The organism is Streptomyces xanthophaeus, from assembly GCF_030440515.1.
GTDB classification, from domain to species: Bacteria; Actinomycetota; Actinomycetes; order Streptomycetales; family Streptomycetaceae; genus Streptomyces; species Streptomyces kutzneri.
Genome location: NZ_CP076543.1, coordinates 5,054,271 through 5,073,036 on the forward strand (window position 1 = coordinate 5,054,271; position 18,766 = coordinate 5,073,036).

11 protein-coding genes are annotated in these 18,766 nt (G+C 72.7%); 4 read left to right on the plus strand and 7 right to left on the minus strand.

Annotation, left to right across the window (positions count from 1 at the left end; all coding sequences use genetic code 11):
* Window positions 1-208 precede the first annotated feature (208 nt).
* From KO717_RS22415 to KO717_RS22425, 3 genes are all read left to right on the plus strand, one after another.
* Window positions 209-709 (plus strand): DUF6912 family protein, encoded by a 501-nt coding sequence (locus KO717_RS22415; protein ID WP_301370683.1) that lies wholly within the window; start codon window positions 209-211, stop codon window positions 707-709.
* Window positions 706-1,407: an HAD family hydrolase gene (locus tag KO717_RS22420; RefSeq protein ID WP_301370684.1), complete on the plus strand. Its 702-nt coding sequence runs from the start codon at window positions 706-708 to the stop codon at window positions 1,405-1,407. The genes KO717_RS22415 and KO717_RS22420 overlap by 4 nt, the downstream gene beginning before the upstream one ends.
* Before the next feature lie 367 nt (window positions 1,408-1,774).
* Window positions 1,775-6,739: an NAD-glutamate dehydrogenase gene (locus KO717_RS22425; protein ID WP_301370686.1), complete on the plus strand. Its 4,965-nt coding sequence runs from the start codon at window positions 1,775-1,777 to the stop codon at window positions 6,737-6,739.
* Window positions 6,740-6,944: 205 nt separating this feature from the next.
* Here the strand turns inward: KO717_RS22425 and KO717_RS22430 are convergent, their stop codons facing one another.
* Together KO717_RS22430 and KO717_RS22435 are read right to left on the minus strand one after the other, a co-directional pair.
* Window positions 6,945-7,733 carry an ABC transporter ATP-binding protein gene (locus tag KO717_RS22430; RefSeq protein ID WP_301370688.1) on the minus strand — a complete coding sequence of 263 codons (789 nt, stop codon included), beginning with the start codon at window positions 7,731-7,733 and terminating at the stop codon, window positions 6,945-6,947.
* Window positions 7,726-8,637, minus strand: coding sequence for an ABC transporter permease (locus KO717_RS22435; protein WP_301370689.1), 912 nt, complete (start codon window positions 8,635-8,637; stop codon window positions 7,726-7,728). Before KO717_RS22435 ends, KO717_RS22430 begins: the two co-directional genes overlap by 8 nt.
* 136 nt (window positions 8,638-8,773) lie before the next feature.
* On the opposite strand from KO717_RS22435, the gene KO717_RS22440 reads away from it, so the two are divergent.
* On the plus strand, window positions 8,774-9,433 hold the full coding sequence (locus KO717_RS22440) for a TetR/AcrR family transcriptional regulator (RefSeq protein WP_301370690.1): 660 nt from the start codon (window positions 8,774-8,776) through the stop codon (window positions 9,431-9,433).
* 18 nt (window positions 9,434-9,451) lie between these two features.
* On the opposite strand, the gene KO717_RS22445 is transcribed toward KO717_RS22440, so the two are convergent.
* The 5 genes from KO717_RS22445 to KO717_RS22465 all read right to left on the minus strand — a co-directional run bounded on the left by KO717_RS22445 (window position 9,452) and on the right by KO717_RS22465 (window position 18,584).
* Window positions 9,452-11,701, minus strand: a complete 2,250-nt coding sequence (locus KO717_RS22445) for a bifunctional glycosyltransferase/CDP-glycerol:glycerophosphate glycerophosphotransferase (RefSeq protein ID WP_301370692.1) — start codon at window positions 11,699-11,701, stop codon at window positions 9,452-9,454.
* 141 nt (window positions 11,702-11,842) lie between these two features.
* A complete protein-coding gene (locus KO717_RS22450) occupies window positions 11,843-12,865 on the minus strand; it encodes a carbohydrate ABC transporter permease (protein WP_301370694.1) in 1,023 nt (340 codons plus the stop codon).
* Window positions 12,862-14,199, minus strand: a complete 1,338-nt coding sequence (locus tag KO717_RS22455; RefSeq protein WP_437184553.1) for a carbohydrate ABC transporter permease — start codon at window positions 14,197-14,199, stop codon at window positions 12,862-12,864. Before KO717_RS22455 ends, KO717_RS22450 begins: the two co-directional genes overlap by 4 nt.
* A gap of 4 nt (window positions 14,200-14,203) precedes the next feature.
* Window positions 14,204-15,562 carry an ABC transporter substrate-binding protein gene (locus tag KO717_RS22460; protein WP_301370696.1) on the minus strand — a complete coding sequence of 453 codons (1,359 nt, stop codon included), beginning with the start codon at window positions 15,560-15,562 and terminating at the stop codon, window positions 14,204-14,206.
* A gap of 127 nt (window positions 15,563-15,689) precedes the next feature.
* The gene (locus KO717_RS22465) at window positions 15,690-18,584 is read right to left on the minus strand and encodes an FHA domain-containing protein (RefSeq protein ID WP_301370697.1); all 2,895 of its coding nucleotides are present in this window, start codon (window positions 18,582-18,584) and stop codon (window positions 15,690-15,692) included.
* Between the last annotated feature and the right edge of the window lie 182 nt (window positions 18,585-18,766).

The following is an 18,766-nucleotide window of genomic DNA, read 5'->3' on the forward strand; positions in this document are numbered from 1 at the left end:
GCCCGCGGCCCGCCCGGCCGCCGGCCCGCTTCACCTATCCGGGTGGGCGGCGGCCGGTCCCCCGCCCCGGGCGGGGCCCGTGCGCGTACCCGGGTGGACGGGCGCGGCTCCCGGTCCGGCGCCCCGAAGGGGGACGGAGTCCATCACCCGCCCGGCCCCGTCCGAGTCGTATCCTGAGGGCGATTCCGACTACCGAAAGCAGCCGGCCATGCGCGTGTACGTCCCCCTGACCCTCCCCGGGCTCGCCGAGGTGCACCAGGCGGGTGAGCTGGGCCCCGCCCCGCTGCTGGCGTACGCCGTCACCCCCGAACTCCGCGAGTGGTACGTGTCGGACGACATCGAGGAGCTGGAGTACGCGGCCCTGAACCGGGCCGCGCTCGCCTCCCTGCGGCTGGTCGCCGCGGACGCGGACGCCCCGCGCCGGCGCGTCGTGGTCGCCCTCGACGTCGACGACAAGGCCGCCACCGCCGCCCCCGGGGCCGACGAGGCCGCTCTCGGCCGCGTGACCCTGGCCGCCGCCGTACGGCTCGCCGTGGCCGCCGCCGTGCACGTGGACGCCGACGACGCCGACGGGGACGTGGCAGCCGCCGCAGGGGCCCTGGAGGCCGCCGACGGCGGGGACAGGGACGCGCAGCGCACCGTCGACGCCGCCGAGGACCACGACCTGCTGTGGTTCGGCGTGCAGGAGATTCCGGGGCTGCTGAAGTGACCGACACGACCGCCGCGACCGACGCCACCGCCACCACCCGCACGAACCACATCGTCTGGGACTGGAACGGGACGCTCCTGCACGACATCGACGCCGTCATAGCCGCGACCAACGCCTCCTTCGCCGAGCTCGGCTTCGCGCCGATCACCCTGGAGACCTACCGCGACCTGTACGTCGTTCCGGTGCCGAAGTTCTACGAGCGCCTCATGGGCCGGCTGCCCACCGAGGAGGAGTGGCTGGTCATGGACGACACCTTCCACCGCCACTACTGGGCCGCCGCCGAGGACGCCGGGCTGGCCGAGGGTGCCCGGGAGCTGCTCCGGGACTGGCAACTGGACGGGCTCACCCAGTCCCTGCTGTCCCTCGCGCCCCACGACAAGCTCGTCCCCCTGGTCCGGCTCCACGGCATCGACCAGCACTTCCTGCGCGTCGACGGCCGGATCGGACCCTCGCACACCTCCAAGGCGGGCCACCTCGTACGCCACCTGGCCGCCCTGGACGGGACGGGTGTGACGGCGGACCGTACGGTCCTCATCGGAGACGCCGTGGACGACGCCCTCGCCGCCGCCCACGTAGGTGCCCGGGCCGTTCTCTACACGGGCGGCTCGCACAGCCGCAGCAGTCTGGAATCGGCCGGAGTGCCGGTCGTGGACAGCCTGGCCGAGGCCGTTCTGACAGCTCGCGAGCTGGCCGGATAAGCACGGGACGGGCCGCTGCACGGACGGCCGGTCACGTCGCTGGCCAGAGTGTCAAAGTTCCACCCCAAGATTTGTACAGATGCAGCGAATGACGTCCTGGGGGTAGGTCGGGATAGCCTTGTACCCGTGATCAGCGCGATAGTCATCGGGGGCACTGGAGCCTCCGGCCTGCGCCCGGCGCACGACCGTGCCCGGGCCTTCGCTGATCCCCGCCCCCGGGACCTTCGGCCGATCATGGCTCATTCCCTCCCGGTCGGCTCTCTCGACGGCATAGCGTCGATCCCGGACGGACACCCCGCCTCGCGGCGCTATGTCATTCCTTCCTTCACCTACGTCACGCAATGGCGCGCGACAGGAGCCAGAGGACATGCAGACCAAGCTGGACGAAGCAAAGGCCGAGCTGCTCGCACGGGCGGCCCGGGTAGCTGAGCACAGCCCGGCCGGGGGGCTACTTCCGACTGGGTCCGAGCGGGGAGAGCGTCCAGACCAGGACACCGTTCTCTCCTACCTCCAGCGCTACTACCTGCACACGGCGCCGGAGGACCTCGCGGACCGGGACCCGGTCGATGTGTTCGGAGCCGCGCTCTCGCACTACCGGCTCGCCGAGAACCGGCCGCAGGGCACCGCGAACGTGCGCGTGCACACGCCCACGGTGGAGGAGAACGGCTGGACCTCCAGCCACTCCGTCGTCGAGGTCGTCACCGACGACATGCCCTTCCTCGTGGACTCCGTGACGAACGAGCTGTCCCGCCAGGGCCGCGGCATCCACGTCGTGATCCACCCGCAGGTCGTCGTCCGCCGTGACGTCACCGGCAAGCTGATCGAGATCCTCGGTCCCGACTGCGACGCCCACGGTCCCCGCACGGCGCGCCCCCACGACTCCCTCGTCGAGTCCTGGATCCACGTCGAGATCGACCGCGAGACCGACCGCGCCGACCTCAAGCAGATCAACGCCGACCTGCTGCGCGTCCTGTCCGACGTACGGGAGTCCGTCGAGGACTGGGAGAAGATGCGCGACGCCGCGCTGCGCATCGCCGAGGGCCTGCCCGAGGAGCACACCGCCCCCGACCTGCGCGAGTACGAGCTCGAAGAGGCCCGTGAGCTGCTGCGCTGGCTCGCCGACGACCACTTCACCTTCCTCGGCTACCGCGAGTACAACCTCGTCGACGGCGACTCCCTGGCCGCCGTGCCCGGCACCGGCCTCGGCATCCTGCGCTCCGACCCGCACCACAGCGGCAAGGACGACGGCCACCCGGTCTCGCCGTCCTTCAACCGGCTGCCGGCCGACGCCCGCGCCAAGGCCCGCGAGCACCGCCTGCTGGTGCTGACCAAGGCCAACAGCCGCTCCACCGTGCACCGCCCCTCGTACCTCGACTACGTGGGCGTCAAGAAGTTCGACGCCGACGGCAACGTCGTCGGCGAGCGCCGCTTCCTCGGCCTGTTCTCCTCCGCCGCGTACACCGAGTCCGTGCGCCGCGTACCGGTGATCCGCCGCAAGGTCGTCGAGGTCCTCGACGGCGCCGGCTTCGCGCCGAGCAGCCACGACGGCCGCGACCTGCTGCAGATCCTGGAGACGTACCCGCGCGACGAGCTGTTCCAGACCCCGGTCGACCAGCTCCAGGCCATCGTCACCTCCGTCCTGTACCTCCAGGAACGCCGCCGGCTGCGGCTGTACCTGCGCCAGGACGAGTACGGCCGCTACTACTCGGCGCTCGTCTACCTGCCCCGCGACCGGTTCACCACCGGGGTGCGGCTGCGCCTGATGGACATCCTCCGCGAGGAGCTCGGCGGCATCAGCGTCGACTTCACCGCGTGGAACACCGAGTCGATCCTCTCCCGCATCCACTTCGTCGTCCGCGTCCCGCAGGGCACCGAGCTGCCCGCGCTGACCGACTCCGACGTCGAGCGCATCGAGGGCCGTCTCGTCGAGGCCGCCCGCTCCTGGGCCGACGGCTTCCAGGAAGCGCTGATCGCCGAGTGCGGCGAGGAGCGCGCCGCCGAGCTGCTGCGCCGCTACGGCACCTCCTTCGCCGAGGGCTACAAGGCCGACCACTCGCCGCGCGCGGCCGTCGCCGACCTGGTCCACCTGGAGCGGCTCGCCGCCAGCGACCGCCAGTTCGCGCTCTCGCTCTACGAGCCCGTCGGCGCGGGCCCCGGCGAGCGCCGTTTCAAGATCTTCCGTACCGGCGACCAGGTCTCGCTCTCCGCGGTCCTGCCGGTGCTGCAGCGCCTGGGCGTCGAGGTCACCGACGAGCGCCCGTACGAGCTGCGCCGCTCCGACCGGGTCAGCGCCTGGATCTACGACTTCGGTCTGCGGATGCCCGTCACCGGCAACGGGGACAACTACCTCGGCGACGACGCCCGCGAGCGCTTCCAGGACGCCTTCGCCGCGGTCTGGCAGGGCGACGCGGAGAACGACAACTTCAACGCCCTGGTGCTGAGCGCCGGGCTCACCTGGCGGCAGGCCGTCGTCCTGCGCGCGTACGCCAAGTACCTGCGCCAGGCCGGCTCCACCTTCAGCCAGGACTACATGGAGGACACCCTCCGCAACAACGTCCACACCACCCGACTGCTGGTCTCGCTCTTCGAGGCCCGGATGGCGCCCGTGCGCCAGACCGCCGGCAGCGAGCTCGTGGACGCCATGCTGGAGGAGCTCGACGGAGCCCTGGACCAGGTCGCCTCGCTCGACGAGGACCGCATCCTGCGGGCCTTCCTCACCCTCATCAAGGCCACGCTGCGCACGAACTTCTTCCAGCTCAACGGCGTGGGCGAGCAGCACTCGTACGTGTCGATGAAGTTCGACCCGCAGGCCATCCCGGACCTGCCGGCCCCGCGTCCGGCCTTCGAGATCTGGGTCTACTCCCCGCGCGTCGAGGGCGTCCACCTGCGCTTCGGCAAGGTCGCCCGAGGCGGCCTGCGCTGGTCCGACCGCCGCGAGGACTTCCGTACGGAGATCCTCGGCCTGGTCAAGGCGCAGATGGTCAAGAACACCGTGATCGTGCCGGTCGGCGCCAAGGGCGGCTTCGTCGCGAAGAACCTCCCCGACCCGTCGGTGGACCGTGACGCCTGGCTCGCCGAGGGCATCGCCTCGTACAAGATCTTCATCTCGGCGCTGCTCGACATCACCGACAACATGGTCGCCGGTGAGGTCCTGCCCCCGAAGGGCGTGGTCCGCCACGACGAGGACGACACCTACCTCGTCGTCGCAGCCGACAAGGGCACCGCGACCTTCTCCGACATCGCCAACGGAGTGGCCGAGTCCTACGGCTTCTGGCTCGGTGACGCCTTCGCCTCGGGCGGCTCGGCCGGCTACGACCACAAGGGCATGGGCATCACCGCCCGCGGCGCCTGGGAGTCCGTCAAGCGGCACTTCCGCGAGCTGGGCCACGACACCCAGACCGAGGACTTCACCGTCGTCGGCGTCGGTGACATGTCCGGTGACGTGTTCGGCAACGGCATGCTGCTCTCCGAGCACATCCGCCTGGTCGCCGCCTTCGACCACCGGCACATCTTCATCGACCCGCATCCGGACGCGGCTACCTCCTACGCCGAGCGCCGGCGCCTGTTCGAGCTGCCGCGCTCCTCGTGGGCCGACTACGACACCTCGCTGATCTCGGCGGGCGGCGGCATCCACCCGCGTTCCGCGAAGGCCGTCCCGATCACCGCGCAGGTCCGTGAGGCCCTCGGCATCGAGGCGGGCATCACCAAGATGACCCCCGCCGACCTGATGAAGGCGATCCTGCAGTCCCCCGTGGACCTGCTGTGGAACGGAGGCATCGGCACGTACGTCAAGGCCACTGCCGAGACGCACGCGGACGTCGGCGACAAGGCCAACGACGCCATCCGCGTCAACGGCTCCGACGTGCGGGCCAAGGTCATCGGCGAGGGCGGCAACCTGGGTCTGACCCAGCTCGGCCGGATCGAGTTCGCCCGCACCGGTGCGGGCGGCGAGGGCGGCAAGGTCAACACCGACGCCATCGACAACAGCGCGGGCGTGGACACCTCCGACCACGAGGTGAACATCAAGATCCTGCTCAACGCGGTCGTCACCGACGGCGACATGACGGTCAAGCAGCGCAACAAGCTGCTCGCCCAGATGACCGACGAGGTCGGCCGTCTGGTGCTGCGCAACAACTACGCGCAGAACGTCGCGCTCGCCAACGGCGCGGCCCAGGCCCCGAGCCTGCTCCACGCCCAGCAGCGCTACATGCGGCGGCTGGAGCGCGACGGGCTCCTCGACCGGGCGCTGGAGTTCCTGCCCACCGACCGGCAGATCCGCGAGCTGCTGGGCGGCGGCAAGGGCCTGACCCAGCCCGAGCTGGCCGTGCTCTTCGCCTACACCAAGATCACGGTGGCGGACGAGCTCATCGCCACCGAGCTGCCGGACGACCCGTACCTGCGCCGTCTGCTCTTCGCGTACTTCCCGGCCGCCCTGGCCGAGCGGCTCACCGAGCAGATCGACACGCACGCGCTGCGCCGGGAGATCATCACCACCATCCTGGTCAACGACACCGTCAACACCGGTGGTTCGACCTTCCTGCACCGTCTGCGCGAGGAGAGCGGGGCCTCCACGGAGGAGATCGTCCGCGCGCAGCTCGCGGCCCGCGAGATCTTCGGCCTGGCCGACGTGTGGGACGCGGTGGAGGCGCTCGACAACAAGGTCGCCGCCGACGTCCAGACCCGGGTGCGGCTGCACTCGCGGCGCCTGGTCGAGCGCGGTACCCGCTGGCTGCTGAACAACCGGCCGCAGCCGCTCCAGATCACCGAGACCATCGCCTTCTTCGAGGAGCGCGTGGGCCAGGTCTGGGCCGAGCTGCCGAAGCTGGTGCGCGGCGCCGACCTGGAGTGGTACCAGTCGATCCTGGACGAGCTGACGGGTGAGGGCGTCCCGGAGGAACTGGCCGCCAAGGTGGCCGGCTTCTCCTCCGCCTTCCCGGCGCTGGACATCGTCGCGATCGCGGACCGCACGGGTGCGGACCCGCTGCAGGTCGCCGAGGTGTACTACGACCTCGCCGACCGCCTGGCCATCACCCAGCTGATGGACCGGATCATCGAGCTGCCGCGGTCCGACCGCTGGCAGTCGATGGCCCGCGCCTCCATCCGCGAGGACCTCTTCGCGGCGCACGCGGCGCTGACCGCGGACGTGCTGTCGGTGGGCAACGGCACGTCGACTCCCGAGGAGCGCTTCAAGGCGTGGGAGGAGAAGAACGCGGCCATCATCGGGCGGGCGCGGACGACTCTGGACGAGATCCAGGGGTCGGACGACTTCGACCTGGCGAACCTGTCGGTGGCGATGCGGACGATGCGGTCGCTGTTGCGCGTGCACAGCTGATCGGTCGGCTTTGCCGAACGGGCCGGGCCCGGGACCACGTGGTCCCGGGCCCGGCCCGTTCCGGTTGGCTGCCGGGGGCGCTGCCCCCGGACCCCCGCGCCTCAAACGCCGGCGGGGCTGAAAGAGCGCCTCAAACGCCGGCGGGGCTGAATTTTCCAGCCTCGCCGGCGTTTGAGGCGCGGGTCTGGGCGGAGCCCAGGAAAGGTCAGCGGCCCGACGTGAAGGCCTCGTAGGCGTCGCAGACTTCGGAGGACGGGCCGTCCATGCGGAGCACCCCGGCCTCCAGCCAGATCGCGCGGTCGCAGGTCTCGCGGACCGTGTTGATGCCGTGGCTGACGAGGAAGACGGTGCCGGCGTGCTCGCGGAGTTCCTCGATGCGGGCCTGGCTGCGGCGCTGGAAGGCGGCGTCGCCGGTGGCCAGGGCCTCGTCGATCATCAGGACGTCGTGGTCCTTGGCGGCGGCGATGGAGAACCGCAGCCGGGCGCCCATGCCGGAGGAGTACGTCCGCATGGGCAGGGAGATGAAGTCGCCCTTCTCGTTGATGCCGGAGAAGTCGACGATCCCCTGGTAGCGCTCGCGGATCTGCTGCTTGGACATGCCCATCGCGAGGCCGCCGAGGACGACGTTGCGCTCGCCGGTCAGGTCGTTCATCAGGGCGGCGTTCACGCCGAGCAGGGACGGCTGGCCGTGCGAGTAGATCCGGCCGCGGGCCACCGGCTGGAGGCCGGCGATGGCGGCCAGCAAGGTGGATTTGCCCGAGCCGTTGGAGCCGATGAGGCCGATGGCCTCGCCCTTGTACGCGGTGAAGGTGACGCCCTTGACGGCGTGCACCTCCTTGATGCCGGGGGACGGTTTGCGGGAGAAGACCCGGCTGAGTGCCGCGGTGGCTCCGCCCTTGCGGGCGCCGGTGCCGTGGACCTTGTAGATGACGTGGACCCCGTCGGCGATGACGGTCGGTACCCGTGTGTCGGTCTTCGGGGCGGTGTCAGCCACGTCCGTACTCCTCTTCTGCCTTCCAGAACCAGATGAAGCCGCCGACGCCGGCCAGCAGGGCCCAGCCGATGGCCAGGGGCCACGCGTGGGGCGGGAGCGAGTGCGCCTGGAAGCTGTCGATCAGCGCGAAGCGCATCAGGTCGATGTAGACGGCGGCGGGGTTGAGCTTGAGCAGTGTCAGCACCCAGTGGTGCGGCAGATGGTCCGACTTGAGCATCTGGTCGATGGACCACATGACGCCCGAGGAGTACATCCAGGTGCGCAGGACGAAGGGCATCAGCTGGCTGACGTCCGGGCTCTTGCTGCCGATGCGCGCCATGACCATCGCGCAGCCGGCGGCGAAGACGGCCATCAGCAGCAGGGCCGGGAAGGCCAGGAACCAGGACCAGGCGGGCCGCTGGCCGAAGGCCAGGAGCAGGATGACCAGGGCGCCCATGGTGACGAGCAGCTGCTGGAAGAGCTGGACGACGGTGGAGATGGGCAGGCTGGCGCGCGGGAAGTGCAGGGCGCGGACCAGGCCGCGGTTGCTGTGGACGGAGCGGGTGCCGGCGTTGATGGAGCTGCCGATGAAGTCCCAGACGAAGATGCCGGTGATCAGGAAGGGCACGTAGTCCGGCACGCCGTGGCTGGCCTTCATCACGATGCCGAAGATGAAGTAGTAGACGGCCGCGTTGAGGAGCGGGGTCACCAGGTGCCAGAGCTGGCCGAGCTTGGCGGTGCTGTACGTGGCCTGCATGCGGGCGGTCGCGTACGCGGTGACGAAGTGGCGGCGGTCCCAGAGTTCCGCGATGTAGCGGGGGAGCGTGGGGCGGGCGCCGCTGAGGGTGAGGCCGTGGGCGGCGGCGAGTCGCGCGAGATCCGCGGAGGGCGCGGGCTCGGTCTTGGGGGCGGTCGCGGTGGTCACAGGGTTCGCTTTCGACGGGGTCAGTACGTCACTGCCGAGGTCGGGACGGGTCCGTATCGTCGCTACGGCGAGGTTAGGGCGTGCTGCGTCGGAACGCAACCGTATCGTCGTGACGAGGCGCGGCTATGCTCTCTGCATGACCCCGGACCCCGCCGCCACCGCTTCCGCGCCCGCCACCGCCCGTAGAGCCCCCGCCGGCGCCGCCGTCCTGCGCGCGGACGTGACCGAGGCGATCCGCGACGCGGTGGTGGAGGAACTGGCCGCGGTCGGCTTCTCGAAGATGTCCATCGAGGGCATCGCACGGCGGGCGGGGGTCGGCAAGACCGCGGTCTACCGGCGGTGGAAGTCGAAGCTGCACCTGGTGCTGGACCTGGTGGGGGCCTTCGCGGTGGACGGCCTGCCGGTGCCCGCGACCGGCTCCCTGTACGGGGACGTACGGGCCCTGCTGGAGGTCATGTCACACGTGCTGCGGCACCCGGTGGCCTCCGCGGTGATCCCCGACCTGCTCGTGGAGGCGGCCCGGAACCCGGAGATCGCGGACGCGGTGCGCGGCGCGCTCCTCGACGGGCAGCGGCGCATGGCGGAGGGGATCGTCTCGGACGCGGTCGCGCGCGGCGAACTCCCGGCGGGCATCGACCCGGCCCACGCCCTCGACCTGCTGATCGGCCCGCTCTACTGGCGCCAGGTGGTCGTCCGGGACGCGGTGACCGGCAGCCACCTCGACGTCCTGGCCCGCCAGGTGGTGGCGGGCCTGAAGGCGAGCTCCGGCCCCGGTGACGCGGGGGCCGGCGCGTAGGGGACGTCCGGCGGCGGCCTACGGCCAGACGGGGTCCAGGACCGGCGCCGGTGCGGGAGCCGCGGGAGCGGGCCGGCGGTCTTCCAGCGGGATGACCGCCGGGATCGGGGCCGTCTGCCCGAGGAAGACCCGGCGCACCACGCGCTCCGCCGCGTGGCCGTCGTCGTGCGAGCAGAAGCGCGCGCGGAAGGCCGCCCGCAGCTGCGCGGAGCGCGAGCCCTGCCAGTGGCCGGTGCTGAAGATGTCCACCAGCTCGTCCTCGGTCCGGGCGATCGCGCCCGGCGGGCACGACCGCAGGTCGAAGTACGTGCCCCGGGCCGCCTCGTACGCCTCCCAGTCGTCCGCGTGGATCACGATCGGCCGGTCCAGCGCCGCGTAGTCGAACATCAGGGACGAGTAGTCCGTCACCAGCGCGTCCGAGGCCAGGCAGAGTTCCTCCACCGAGGGGTAGGAGGAGACGTCGATCAGGCGCGGGTGCGTGTCCGGGGAGGGCGGGACGTCCGCGTACGTGAGGTGGGTGCGGGCCAGGATCGTGAAGCGCGGGCCCAGGTCCCGCAGCACCCGCTCGAAGTCCAGGTGGTCCGGCCGGCTGCGCCGGTAGTCGCGGTGCGTGGGCGCGTACAGGACGGCCGTCGAGCCCGCCGGGATGCCGAGGCGTTCGCGCAGCTCCAGCACCTCGGCCGGGCCCGCCCGGTGGAAGACGTCGTTGCGCGGGTAGCCGTACTCCAGCGTCGTGTAGGAGGACGGGACGGCCTTCTCCCACACCAGGGTGGAGTGCCGGTTCGACGAGAGCAGGTAGTCCCACTGGTCGGCGCCGCGCAGCAGGCCCGCGAAGTCCGCCGTCGGGGTGGCCGCCGGGCGGTCCTGGAGGTCGAGGCCCACGCGCTTGAGCGGGGTGCCGTGCTGGGTCTGGACGAGGACCTGGCCCGGGCGCTTGACCAGGGTGCGGTCGAAGTTGACGTTCGTCACCAGGTAGGTGGCCCTGGCCAGGGCGGTCCAGTACGCCGCCGAGCCCGGGCGCAGCGGTGTCGTCTCGCGGGGCAGGGTCGGGGCGTGCTCCGGGTCGCAGATCCACGCCGTGCGCATCTGCGGCGCGAGCTCCCGCAGTTTGGCCTCGATCGCCGCCGGGTTGCAGGCGTAGCCGCCGTGCCAGTACGCGGAGAAGACCGCGAGTTCCGGGCGCAGGGGCAGGAGGCGCTGGGTCCGGTAGTGCAGGCGCAAGGCCGTTTCGCGCAGGCCCCGCCACAGGGCCGAGGCCGCGCGGCCCAGCGCCGGTCCGGCCGAGCGCAGCGCCGACAGCAGACGGTAGGTGCGCCGGGTGCCCAGCCGCATCAGGGTGTGCCGGACCCGGTCGGTCCGCGACAGGGACAGCGGCAGGGCGCTGCTGCCGCCGGGGACGTGGTAGCGGCGCAGCAGGGCGCAGGCCCGGGCGAAGAACTCGGCCCGGGCGGCGCGCGGGAGACGGCGCGGGTCGGCGTACAGGGCGCAGAAGTGCTCGGCCATCCGGCGGTGCAGGGCGGGGCGCCAGCGCTCCAGCTCGGGGCGGTCGGCGAGGTAGCCGAAGACCCGGTCGTACTGGTCGAAGATGTCGAGGTGGCGGCGGCTGGTGGTGGTCAGGATCGAGCCGGTGCGCCGCTGCCGGTAGTGGACGCAGACCCGGTCCAGGACGGCGACGGACTCCGCGGCCAGCAGGGCCGGGTAGGTCCAGGGGGTGTCCTCGTAGAAGCCGGGCGGGAACGCGAGGCCCTCGCGCTCCACGTACTCGCGGCGGTAGGCCTTGTTCCAGACCACCATCAGCATGCCGAGGAGGGCCAGGCGGTCGGCGAGGCGGAAGCTGGCCGGGCCCTCCTCGGACAGCCGGTGGGAGAGGCTGTTGCGGACGCGTTCGCCCGACCAGAAGGTGCGCGCGTAGTCGTAGACCAGGACGTCGGGGGAGCCGGTGGCCTTCAGCCGGTCGGTGATGGCCTGCAGGGCGCCGGGGGCGAGGGTGTCGTCGCCGTCGAGGAAGATCAGGTAGTCGCCGCTCGCCCGTGCCAGGCCCGCGTTGCGGGCCGGCCCCAGGCCCAGGTTGTGCGCCAGGTGGACGGCCGTCACCCGCGGGTCACGCGCCGCGTACTCGTCGATGATCGACCCGCAGGCGTCCGGAGAGGCGTCGTCGACCGCGATCAGCTCCAGATCCGGGTACGACTGCGTCAGGACCGAGTCCAGACTCTCCTGGAGGTAGGCCTGGATCTTGTACGCGGGCACGATGACGCTGAACCGGGGCACGGCACATCCAGGGGTCGGCGCGGGCATATGGCCCAGGAACCCCCGGCGTGGCGTTCGGGTTACGCGGTGTGTGGCATTCGGGTTACGCAGTGTCAACAGGGCACGTCACATGCCGTGCGGAGGGGAAGTCCTTCGTCGCACTCACTTGATCGCCCCGGCCATCACCCCCGAGACGAACTGCCGCTGGAAGGCGAAGAAGACGACGAGCGGGACCGCCATCGACAGGAACGCGCCGGGCGCGAGCACGTCGATGTTGTTCCCGAACTGCCGTACCTGCTGCTGGAGCGCGACCGTGACCGGCGGGCTGGCCGAGTCCGCGAACACCAGCGCCACCAGCATGTCGTTCCACACCCACAGGAACTGGAAGATGCCGAGCGAGGCGATCGCCGGCGCGCCGAGCGGCAGCACCACCCGTGCGAACAGCCGCAGTTCACCCGCCCCGTCGAGACGGGCCGCCTCCAGCAGCTCGCGCGGGATCTCCGCGAAGAAGTTGCGCAGCAGGAACACGGCGAAGGGCAGTCCGAAGGCGGTGTGGAAGAGGACCACGCCCGCCGTGGTCTCGAACAGCCCGATGGAGCCGAAGAGTTCGGAGACCGGGATCAGGGCCACCTGCACGGGGACCACGAGCAGTCCGACGACGAGGAGGAACAGCCAGTCCCGGCCGGGGAACTCCAGCCAGGCGAAGGCGTATCCGGCGAAGGCGCCCAGGACCACGACCAGCAGGGTGGCCGGCACGGCGATCGCGAACGTGTTGAGGAGGGAGCCGGTGATGGTGTCGTTCGCCAGCAGCCGCTCGTAGTTGTCGGCCGTCAGCCGCGAGGGCGCCGTGAGCACCTGCCACCAGCCGCCGTTGTTGAGGTCGGTGGGGGCGACGAGCGAGGAGAGCAGCAGCCCGAGCGTGGGCAGCAGCCAGAAGAGCGCTGCCACGACCAGGAAGACGCGCAGCGCGCCTGCGGCGAGCTTGGCGGAGACGAGGGTGGCGTACGAAGGCCTGGCGTACGACGGCCTGGCGCGCGGCGGCTCGGAGCGCGGTGGTTCGGTGCGCGGCGGTTCGGAGCGCGGCGGTTCGGAGCGCGGCGGTTCGGAGCGCGGCGGCCGGGCGCGCGAGGGCCCCGCGGTCGCCGGCCCCGCCGCCGGGTCCGGCGTCGCGTCGGTACCGCTCATCGGGACCCCTCCTTGCGCAGCCGACGGATGTTCACGAGCATCACCGGGATCACCAGCACCAGCAGCAGCACGGCGATGGCGCTGCCCAGACCCGGATCGGCGTCCGTGCCGAAGGAGGTCCGGTACAGCTGGAGCGCGAGCACGTTCGCGTCGTCCTGGACCGCACCCGGCGCGATCACGAAGACCAGGTCGAAGATCTTCATGACGTTGATGACGAGGGTGACGAGCACGACCGCCAGGACCGGTGCCAGCAGCGGCACGGTGATCCGCCGGAACACCTGCCACTCGTTCGCCCCGTCCACGCGCGCCGCCTCCAGCAGCTCACGCGGTACGGCGGCCAGCCCGGCGCCGATCAGCACCATCGCGAAACCGGCCCACATCCATACGTACGCCCCGATGACCGCAGGGGTGACGAGCGCCGGGCCGAGCCACTCCACCCCCGCGTACGCCTCCCGGAAATTGGCCGCGGGCAGCCGCAGCAGGGCCCCGTCGGCCTTCGCGGACAGGGTGAAGGTGCCGTCGGCGGCGGCCGTCGCCGTATCGACCACCCGGCCGTCCTTGACCGCCTCGATCCGCATCCCGGCGAAGCCCTGCTCGGTCGGGTCGACCACGTTCGCCGACCCGCCCCCGCCCCGGGTGAAGTCCTGCCAGACGGTCCCGGTGACCTTCCCCGGCACGGCCTCGGACCTGCCCGCGGTCCGGGTCCCGTCCGGCAGTGCCTCCGGTGCCACACCGACCAGGGGGAGCAGCACCGGGGTGCCCGCGCGGACGGGGTCGCGGGTGACGAAGGCGCCCCCGCCGGCATCCGCGAGCGGCGAGTCCCGGCCCGGGCGGGCCTTGGGGAAGGCAGAGGACTCCGCGAACGTGTCGTGGACCCCGACCCAGACCGCGTTGGCGACCCCGCGGTCGGGATCGTGGTCGTAGACGAGCCGGAAGATGATGCCCGCGGCCAGCATCGAGATCGCCATCGGCATGAAGACCAGCAGCTTGAACGCCGTTCCCCAGCGCACCCGTTCGGTGAGCACCGCGAAGATCAGGCCGAGGGCGGTGGCCGTGGCCGGGGCGAACACCACCCACAGCGCGGTGTTCTTCAAGGCGGTGCGGATCGTGTCGTCGCTCAGGATCTCCCGGTAGTTGTCGCCGCCGACGAAGGTGTCGCCGGACCGGTCGAAGAAGCTGCGGTAGAGGGAGTAGCCGATCGGGTGCACGACGAGCGCACCGAGCAGCACGAGCGCCGGGAGGAGGAACGCCGCCGCGATCAGCCGGCGGCGCCGGGCCTCCGCGGAGACGACGCCCTTTGCGGCAGGGGCACGGGCAGCGGCAGGGGCCCGCACGGGATCAGTTCCCGTAGGCCTTGGCCGCGTCCGCCTCCAGTTTCGCCTGGGTGCCCGCCACGTCCGACGGGTTCGCCAGGAAGTCCTGGAGCGCCTTCCACTCACCCGCGCCCGGGGTCCCGCCGAAGGCCGCCGGGGCCTGGTCCGACATGTCGAAGCGGAAGTCGTCACCCGCGGCGATCAGCGCCTTGGCGATGTCCCGCTGGATGGCGTTCGGATACGCGCCCGGGTCCACCGCCTTGTTCGGGGAGACGAAACCGCCCTGACGGGCGTGGATCTCCGCCGCGTCCGGCGAGGCCAGGAAGGTCAGCAGTGCCTGCGCCCCCTTCGACGGCTTCAGGGCGACCGCCACGTCGCCGCCCGAGACCACCGGCGCCTTCGCGCCGACCGCCGGGAAGGGGAAGACGAGGGCGTCCTCGCCCACCTTCGCCTCCGTCTGCGCGATGTTCACCGCCACGAAGTCACCCTCGAAGACCATCGCGGCCGCGGGCCGGTCACCGCCGGTGAAGGTCTGCGTCACCGACTTCGGGAACTCGGTGGCCAGCGCCCCGCTCGCCCCGCCCGCCAGGAAGTCCTTGCGGCCGAACAGCTCGCCGAGCGTGGTCAGCGCCTGCTTGACGCTGTCGTCCGTCCACTTGATCTGGTGTTTCGCCAGCTGGTCGTACTTCTCCGGCCCGGCCTGCGAGAGGTAGATGTTCTCGAACCAGTCGGTGAGGGTCCAGCCGTCCGCACCCGCCACCGAGACCGCCGGGGTGCCGGAGGCGGACAGCGTGTCGGCCGCGGTGATCAGTTCCTTCCACGTCTTCGGGGGCTTGACCCCCGCCGCCTCGAAGGCCTTCGCGTTGTACCAGATCAGCGATTTGTTGGCGGCCTTGTAGTACACGCCGTACTGGGTGTCCCCGACGGCGCCGAGCGTCCGCCAGCCCTTCGAGTAGTTCGCGTCGAGCTGGGCTGCGGCCTCCGGGCCCAGCGGCTGCGCCCACTTGTTCTCCACCGCCGCCTTCAGCGCCCCGACCTGCGGGAGCAGCGCCACGTCCGGCGGCGCACCGCCGGCGATCTTCGTGCCGAGGAAGGTGACGATCGGGTCCTGGGCCGGGACGAACGTGACGGAGGCACCCGTCCGCTTCTCGAACTCCTTCAGGACCTTGGTGAAGTTCTCCTGCTCCGGGCCCGTCCAGACCGCCGCGACCTCCAGCTTCTCGCCGGTCAGCTTCGGTAACTGCACCCGCGGTGCGGCCGTGCTGCCCTCGGGGCCTTGCGGCTCCTTCGTCCCGCCGTCCCCGCACGCGCCGAGCGTGAGGGCGGCCGCCGCGGCGAGCGCCGTCCAGGTGAGTGTCGTACGGCTCGTTCCGTGCCTTCGCATGGCTCTGCCCCCGATGCCCGTGATGTGTCCTGGACCACAAGGTCTACGCCGAGCCGTGCGCCCCCGCAATACCGCCTCGCGGGCGCGGGACACCCCTGGGGGGGTGTCCTGGCGGTCAGGCCGGGCGTCAGGGCGCGGGCGGGAACAGCACGGGTATCGCCGAGACCAGGTGCGAGGCCCGGTCCAGGGCGCTGGCCAGCAGCGCGAGGTCGGTGGGCCCGTTGCCCAGCTCACGGACCGGGCGGCGGGCCGGCGGATCACCCATCCGCTCCCACTCCACCGGGACCACGGTCGGCCGCTGGGTCGCCGTCCGGGGGATCCGGCCGGTGACCCGGCCCGCCTGGAAGGGGACCGTCCGGCCGTCGCCGAAGCGGAGCAGTCCGCGCCCCGGGCCCGGCTGGTCGGGTGCGTCGAGCTCCACGCGCAGGGTCGTCAGCCGGGCCAGCCCGGTGTCCGCCGTACGGTCCGGGCGGGCGCTGGTGGCCACCAGGTGCACGCCGAGCCGGGCGCCCTCGCGGGCCACCGCCTCCAGCGCCCGGACCACCGAGCCCGCGGCGGGGCGGCCCGTGGCGCCCAGCCCCGGCGCGACCAGCGCGTCGAGGTCGTCGACGAGCACCACCAGACGGGGCAGCGGGCTGGGTCCGGCCGGATCCGTACGGGTGGTCGCGGCCCGCAGCCGCAGCGTGCCGGTGCGCTGGGGGTCGAGGTCGCCGCGCTGCTCGCCCGGGGTGGGCCGGCGCGGCGCGACCATGCGGTCGGACACCTCGCGCTGTGCGTGCCACTCGGCGAAGGACAGCTCCTCCAGCAGCTCGGAGCGGCGCTTGAGCTCCGCGCCCAGGGCCTGCGCGAACTCCCGCATGCGCAGCGGATCGGAGGCGACCAGGTGGGCGCAGACGTGCGGGAGCTCGGTGCAGGGCAGCAGCCCGTCGCCGCGCTCGCCGCCCGCCCCGTCGAGGAGGAGCAGCCCGAGCCGGTCGGGCCGGGCGGCCGCGGACAGCGAGGCGGCCACCGAGCGCAGCAGCTCGGTCCGCCCGCTCCCGGCGGGTCCCTCGATGAGCAGGTGCGGGCCGTCGTGGACGAGCTCGGTGCCGACGGGTCCGCGGCGTCCGCTGCCCAGCACGATCTCGGCGAGGCCGCCCATGCCCTGCCCCTGGTCGGTGGCGGCGGCCCAACGGGCCATCAGCGAGGCCGGGGTGGCCCGGGCCAGCCCCAGCTCGTCCAGCAGCCGCGCGGTGGCGGGCAGGGCGGACGCGGTCGGCCGGCAGGGCTCGGCGGAGCCGCCCTCGGCGGTGCGCAGCGGTGCCAGGGCCCGGGCGAAACGCTCGGCCCAGGCGGCGGAGACGGCGTCGGCGGTGGCGGTGCCCCCGGACGGGACCGGCCTGCCACCGCTGATCGTGAAGGTGCGTACGGCCGTGGCCACATCGCCGCTGAGCAGGGCGACCGCGCCGCAGTCCCGGAAGGCGGGGGAGCTCACGCAGGCGGCCTCGTACGTCTCTTCGACCGGTGAGGCGGGGGTGGCGGCCGGGGCCTCGGCGAGCACCAGCACGTGGATCCCGGCGGCCGGGCCGTGCGAGGCGAGCCGGCCGGTGACGTCGCGCAGCGGGCCGGCTCCGGGATCGCCGTCGAGGACGACGAGCGTGTACGGGCCCTCGTAGACGGCGGCGGCCCGCCGGACCTGCCCGGCGTCGGCCGCGGTCCAGTGCGTGCCGAGCGGACCCTCGTCGAGCCGCCGGGTCAGCTCACCGGTGCGGGCGACGGCCTGGTCGCGGTCGTACGCGAGCAGGAGCCGGCAGTCCTGGCCGTGCGCGGGCCGTACGTGGGGCAGCCAGCCGAGCCAGCCCCAGTCGCGCCGCCGGTCGGCGAGGCCGCGCGCCCGGTCGGCGGAGATGAGCACGATCTCCAGCTGCCCCGGCGCGTGCAGTGCCGCGAGCTGCGCGACCACCCAGCGGGCGGCCCCGGCCAGCCGGGGCCGCGGGCCCGCCAGTCCGAGGGCGCCGACGGCGGGCAGGGACACCCGGCTCCCGGCGCCGAGCCCCACGTCCAGTACGGCGGGATGCCCGGGCGTACGGGACCACAGGCGCTCGGTGGGGCCCAGCGCGGCCAGCAGCACCGCGGCGGGATCGTCGGGGTCGGGTGGGGCGGCCACCGGTTCCTGCGGGGCCTCGGCGGGCTCCTCGCCCCGCACCCACTTGCGGGCCCAGGCGCCGAGGCCCTTGCGCCGCCCGGGGCCGGAGCCGGGGCCGGCTTCGAGGGAAGCGCCGGCGGCGAGGGGCGCGACGGCCGCGGCGGGGACCTCGGGTGCGTCCGGCGCAGGCCCGGAGGCGGCCGGATCCGCCCCGGGGAGCGGGCCCGGGAGCGGGCCGGGGGCGACGGGCCGGGCGGAGACCGAGAGGTGGCCCTGGAGGTCCGCGGTCACCGGCAGCGCGGGAGCGCCCGCGGGAGCCAGCCGCAGGGTGGACTCGCCGACCCGCAGCAGCGCTCCCGGGGGCAGGGCGACGGGCTGGGCCCCCACCGGGGCGCTGTCCAGCGTGGTGCCGTTCGTCGAGTTCAGATCGGCGACCGCGACCCGACCGTCGGGGAGGACCGTCACCGCGCAGTGCATCCGCGAGACGTCGGGGTCGTCGAGGGGGACGTCGGCGTCGGCGGAGCGGCCCACCCGGATCTGCCCGCTGTGCAGCAGGTGCACCCCGCCCGCGTCGGGTCCGGCGACGACGTGCAGCTGGGCCGCGCCGAGGCCGTCCTCGGGCAGGACGTCCGGCACGGGTCCGTGCAGCGCCAGTACCGCACCGTCCACGAGCGGGGGCTCGCCGAGCACCCGCCGCTGGAGGTCGAGGCGCTCGGAGCCGGCGTACAGCACGACGGTGCCGCCGGTGTCGGGTCCGCCGACGGTGGCCGCGAGCCCGGAGGCGACCGCGGCCAGCGCGGTGCCGACGGGTGCGGTGACGAGTACGTCACAGCTCGCGGGGGCGGTCGCGGTCTGGTGGCCGCTGCGCGACCCAAGGACGGTCAGCCGGATCTGCATCGCCGTCAGCGGTCCCTTCTGCGCGGTGCGCGGTGTGTGCGCCCGGCAGGGGAATCCCGTGACATGACCGTCCGGTCGCCCCCCGCCCGGCACGGACGCGTCGTCCGGTCAGGTCTGCCCGGAAGGCGGGGCTCCCGTCCCGTGCCGTCCGTACATGTGCATCCTCGCACCTGTCACGGACA

Coding starts and splice junctions, on each gene's coding strand:
- KO717_RS22415 (WP_301370683.1), top strand. CDS start 209: ATGCGCGTGTACGTCCCCCTGACCCTCCCCGGGCTCGCCGAGGTGCAC.
- KO717_RS22425 (WP_301370686.1), top strand. CDS start 1,775: ATGCAGACCAAGCTGGACGAAGCAAAGGCCGAGCTGCTCGCACGGGCG.
- KO717_RS22440 (WP_301370690.1), top strand. CDS start 8,774: ATGACCCCGGACCCCGCCGCCACCGCTTCCGCGCCCGCCACCGCCCGT.
- KO717_RS22450 (WP_301370694.1), bottom strand. CDS start 12,865: ATGAGCGGTACCGACGCGACGCCGGACCCGGCGGCGGGGCCGGCGACC.
- KO717_RS22460 (WP_301370696.1), bottom strand. CDS start 15,562: ATGCGAAGGCACGGAACGAGCCGTACGACACTCACCTGGACGGCGCTC.
- KO717_RS22465 (WP_301370697.1), bottom strand. CDS start 18,584: ATGCAGATCCGGCTGACCGTCCTTGGGTCGCGCAGCGGCCACCAGACC.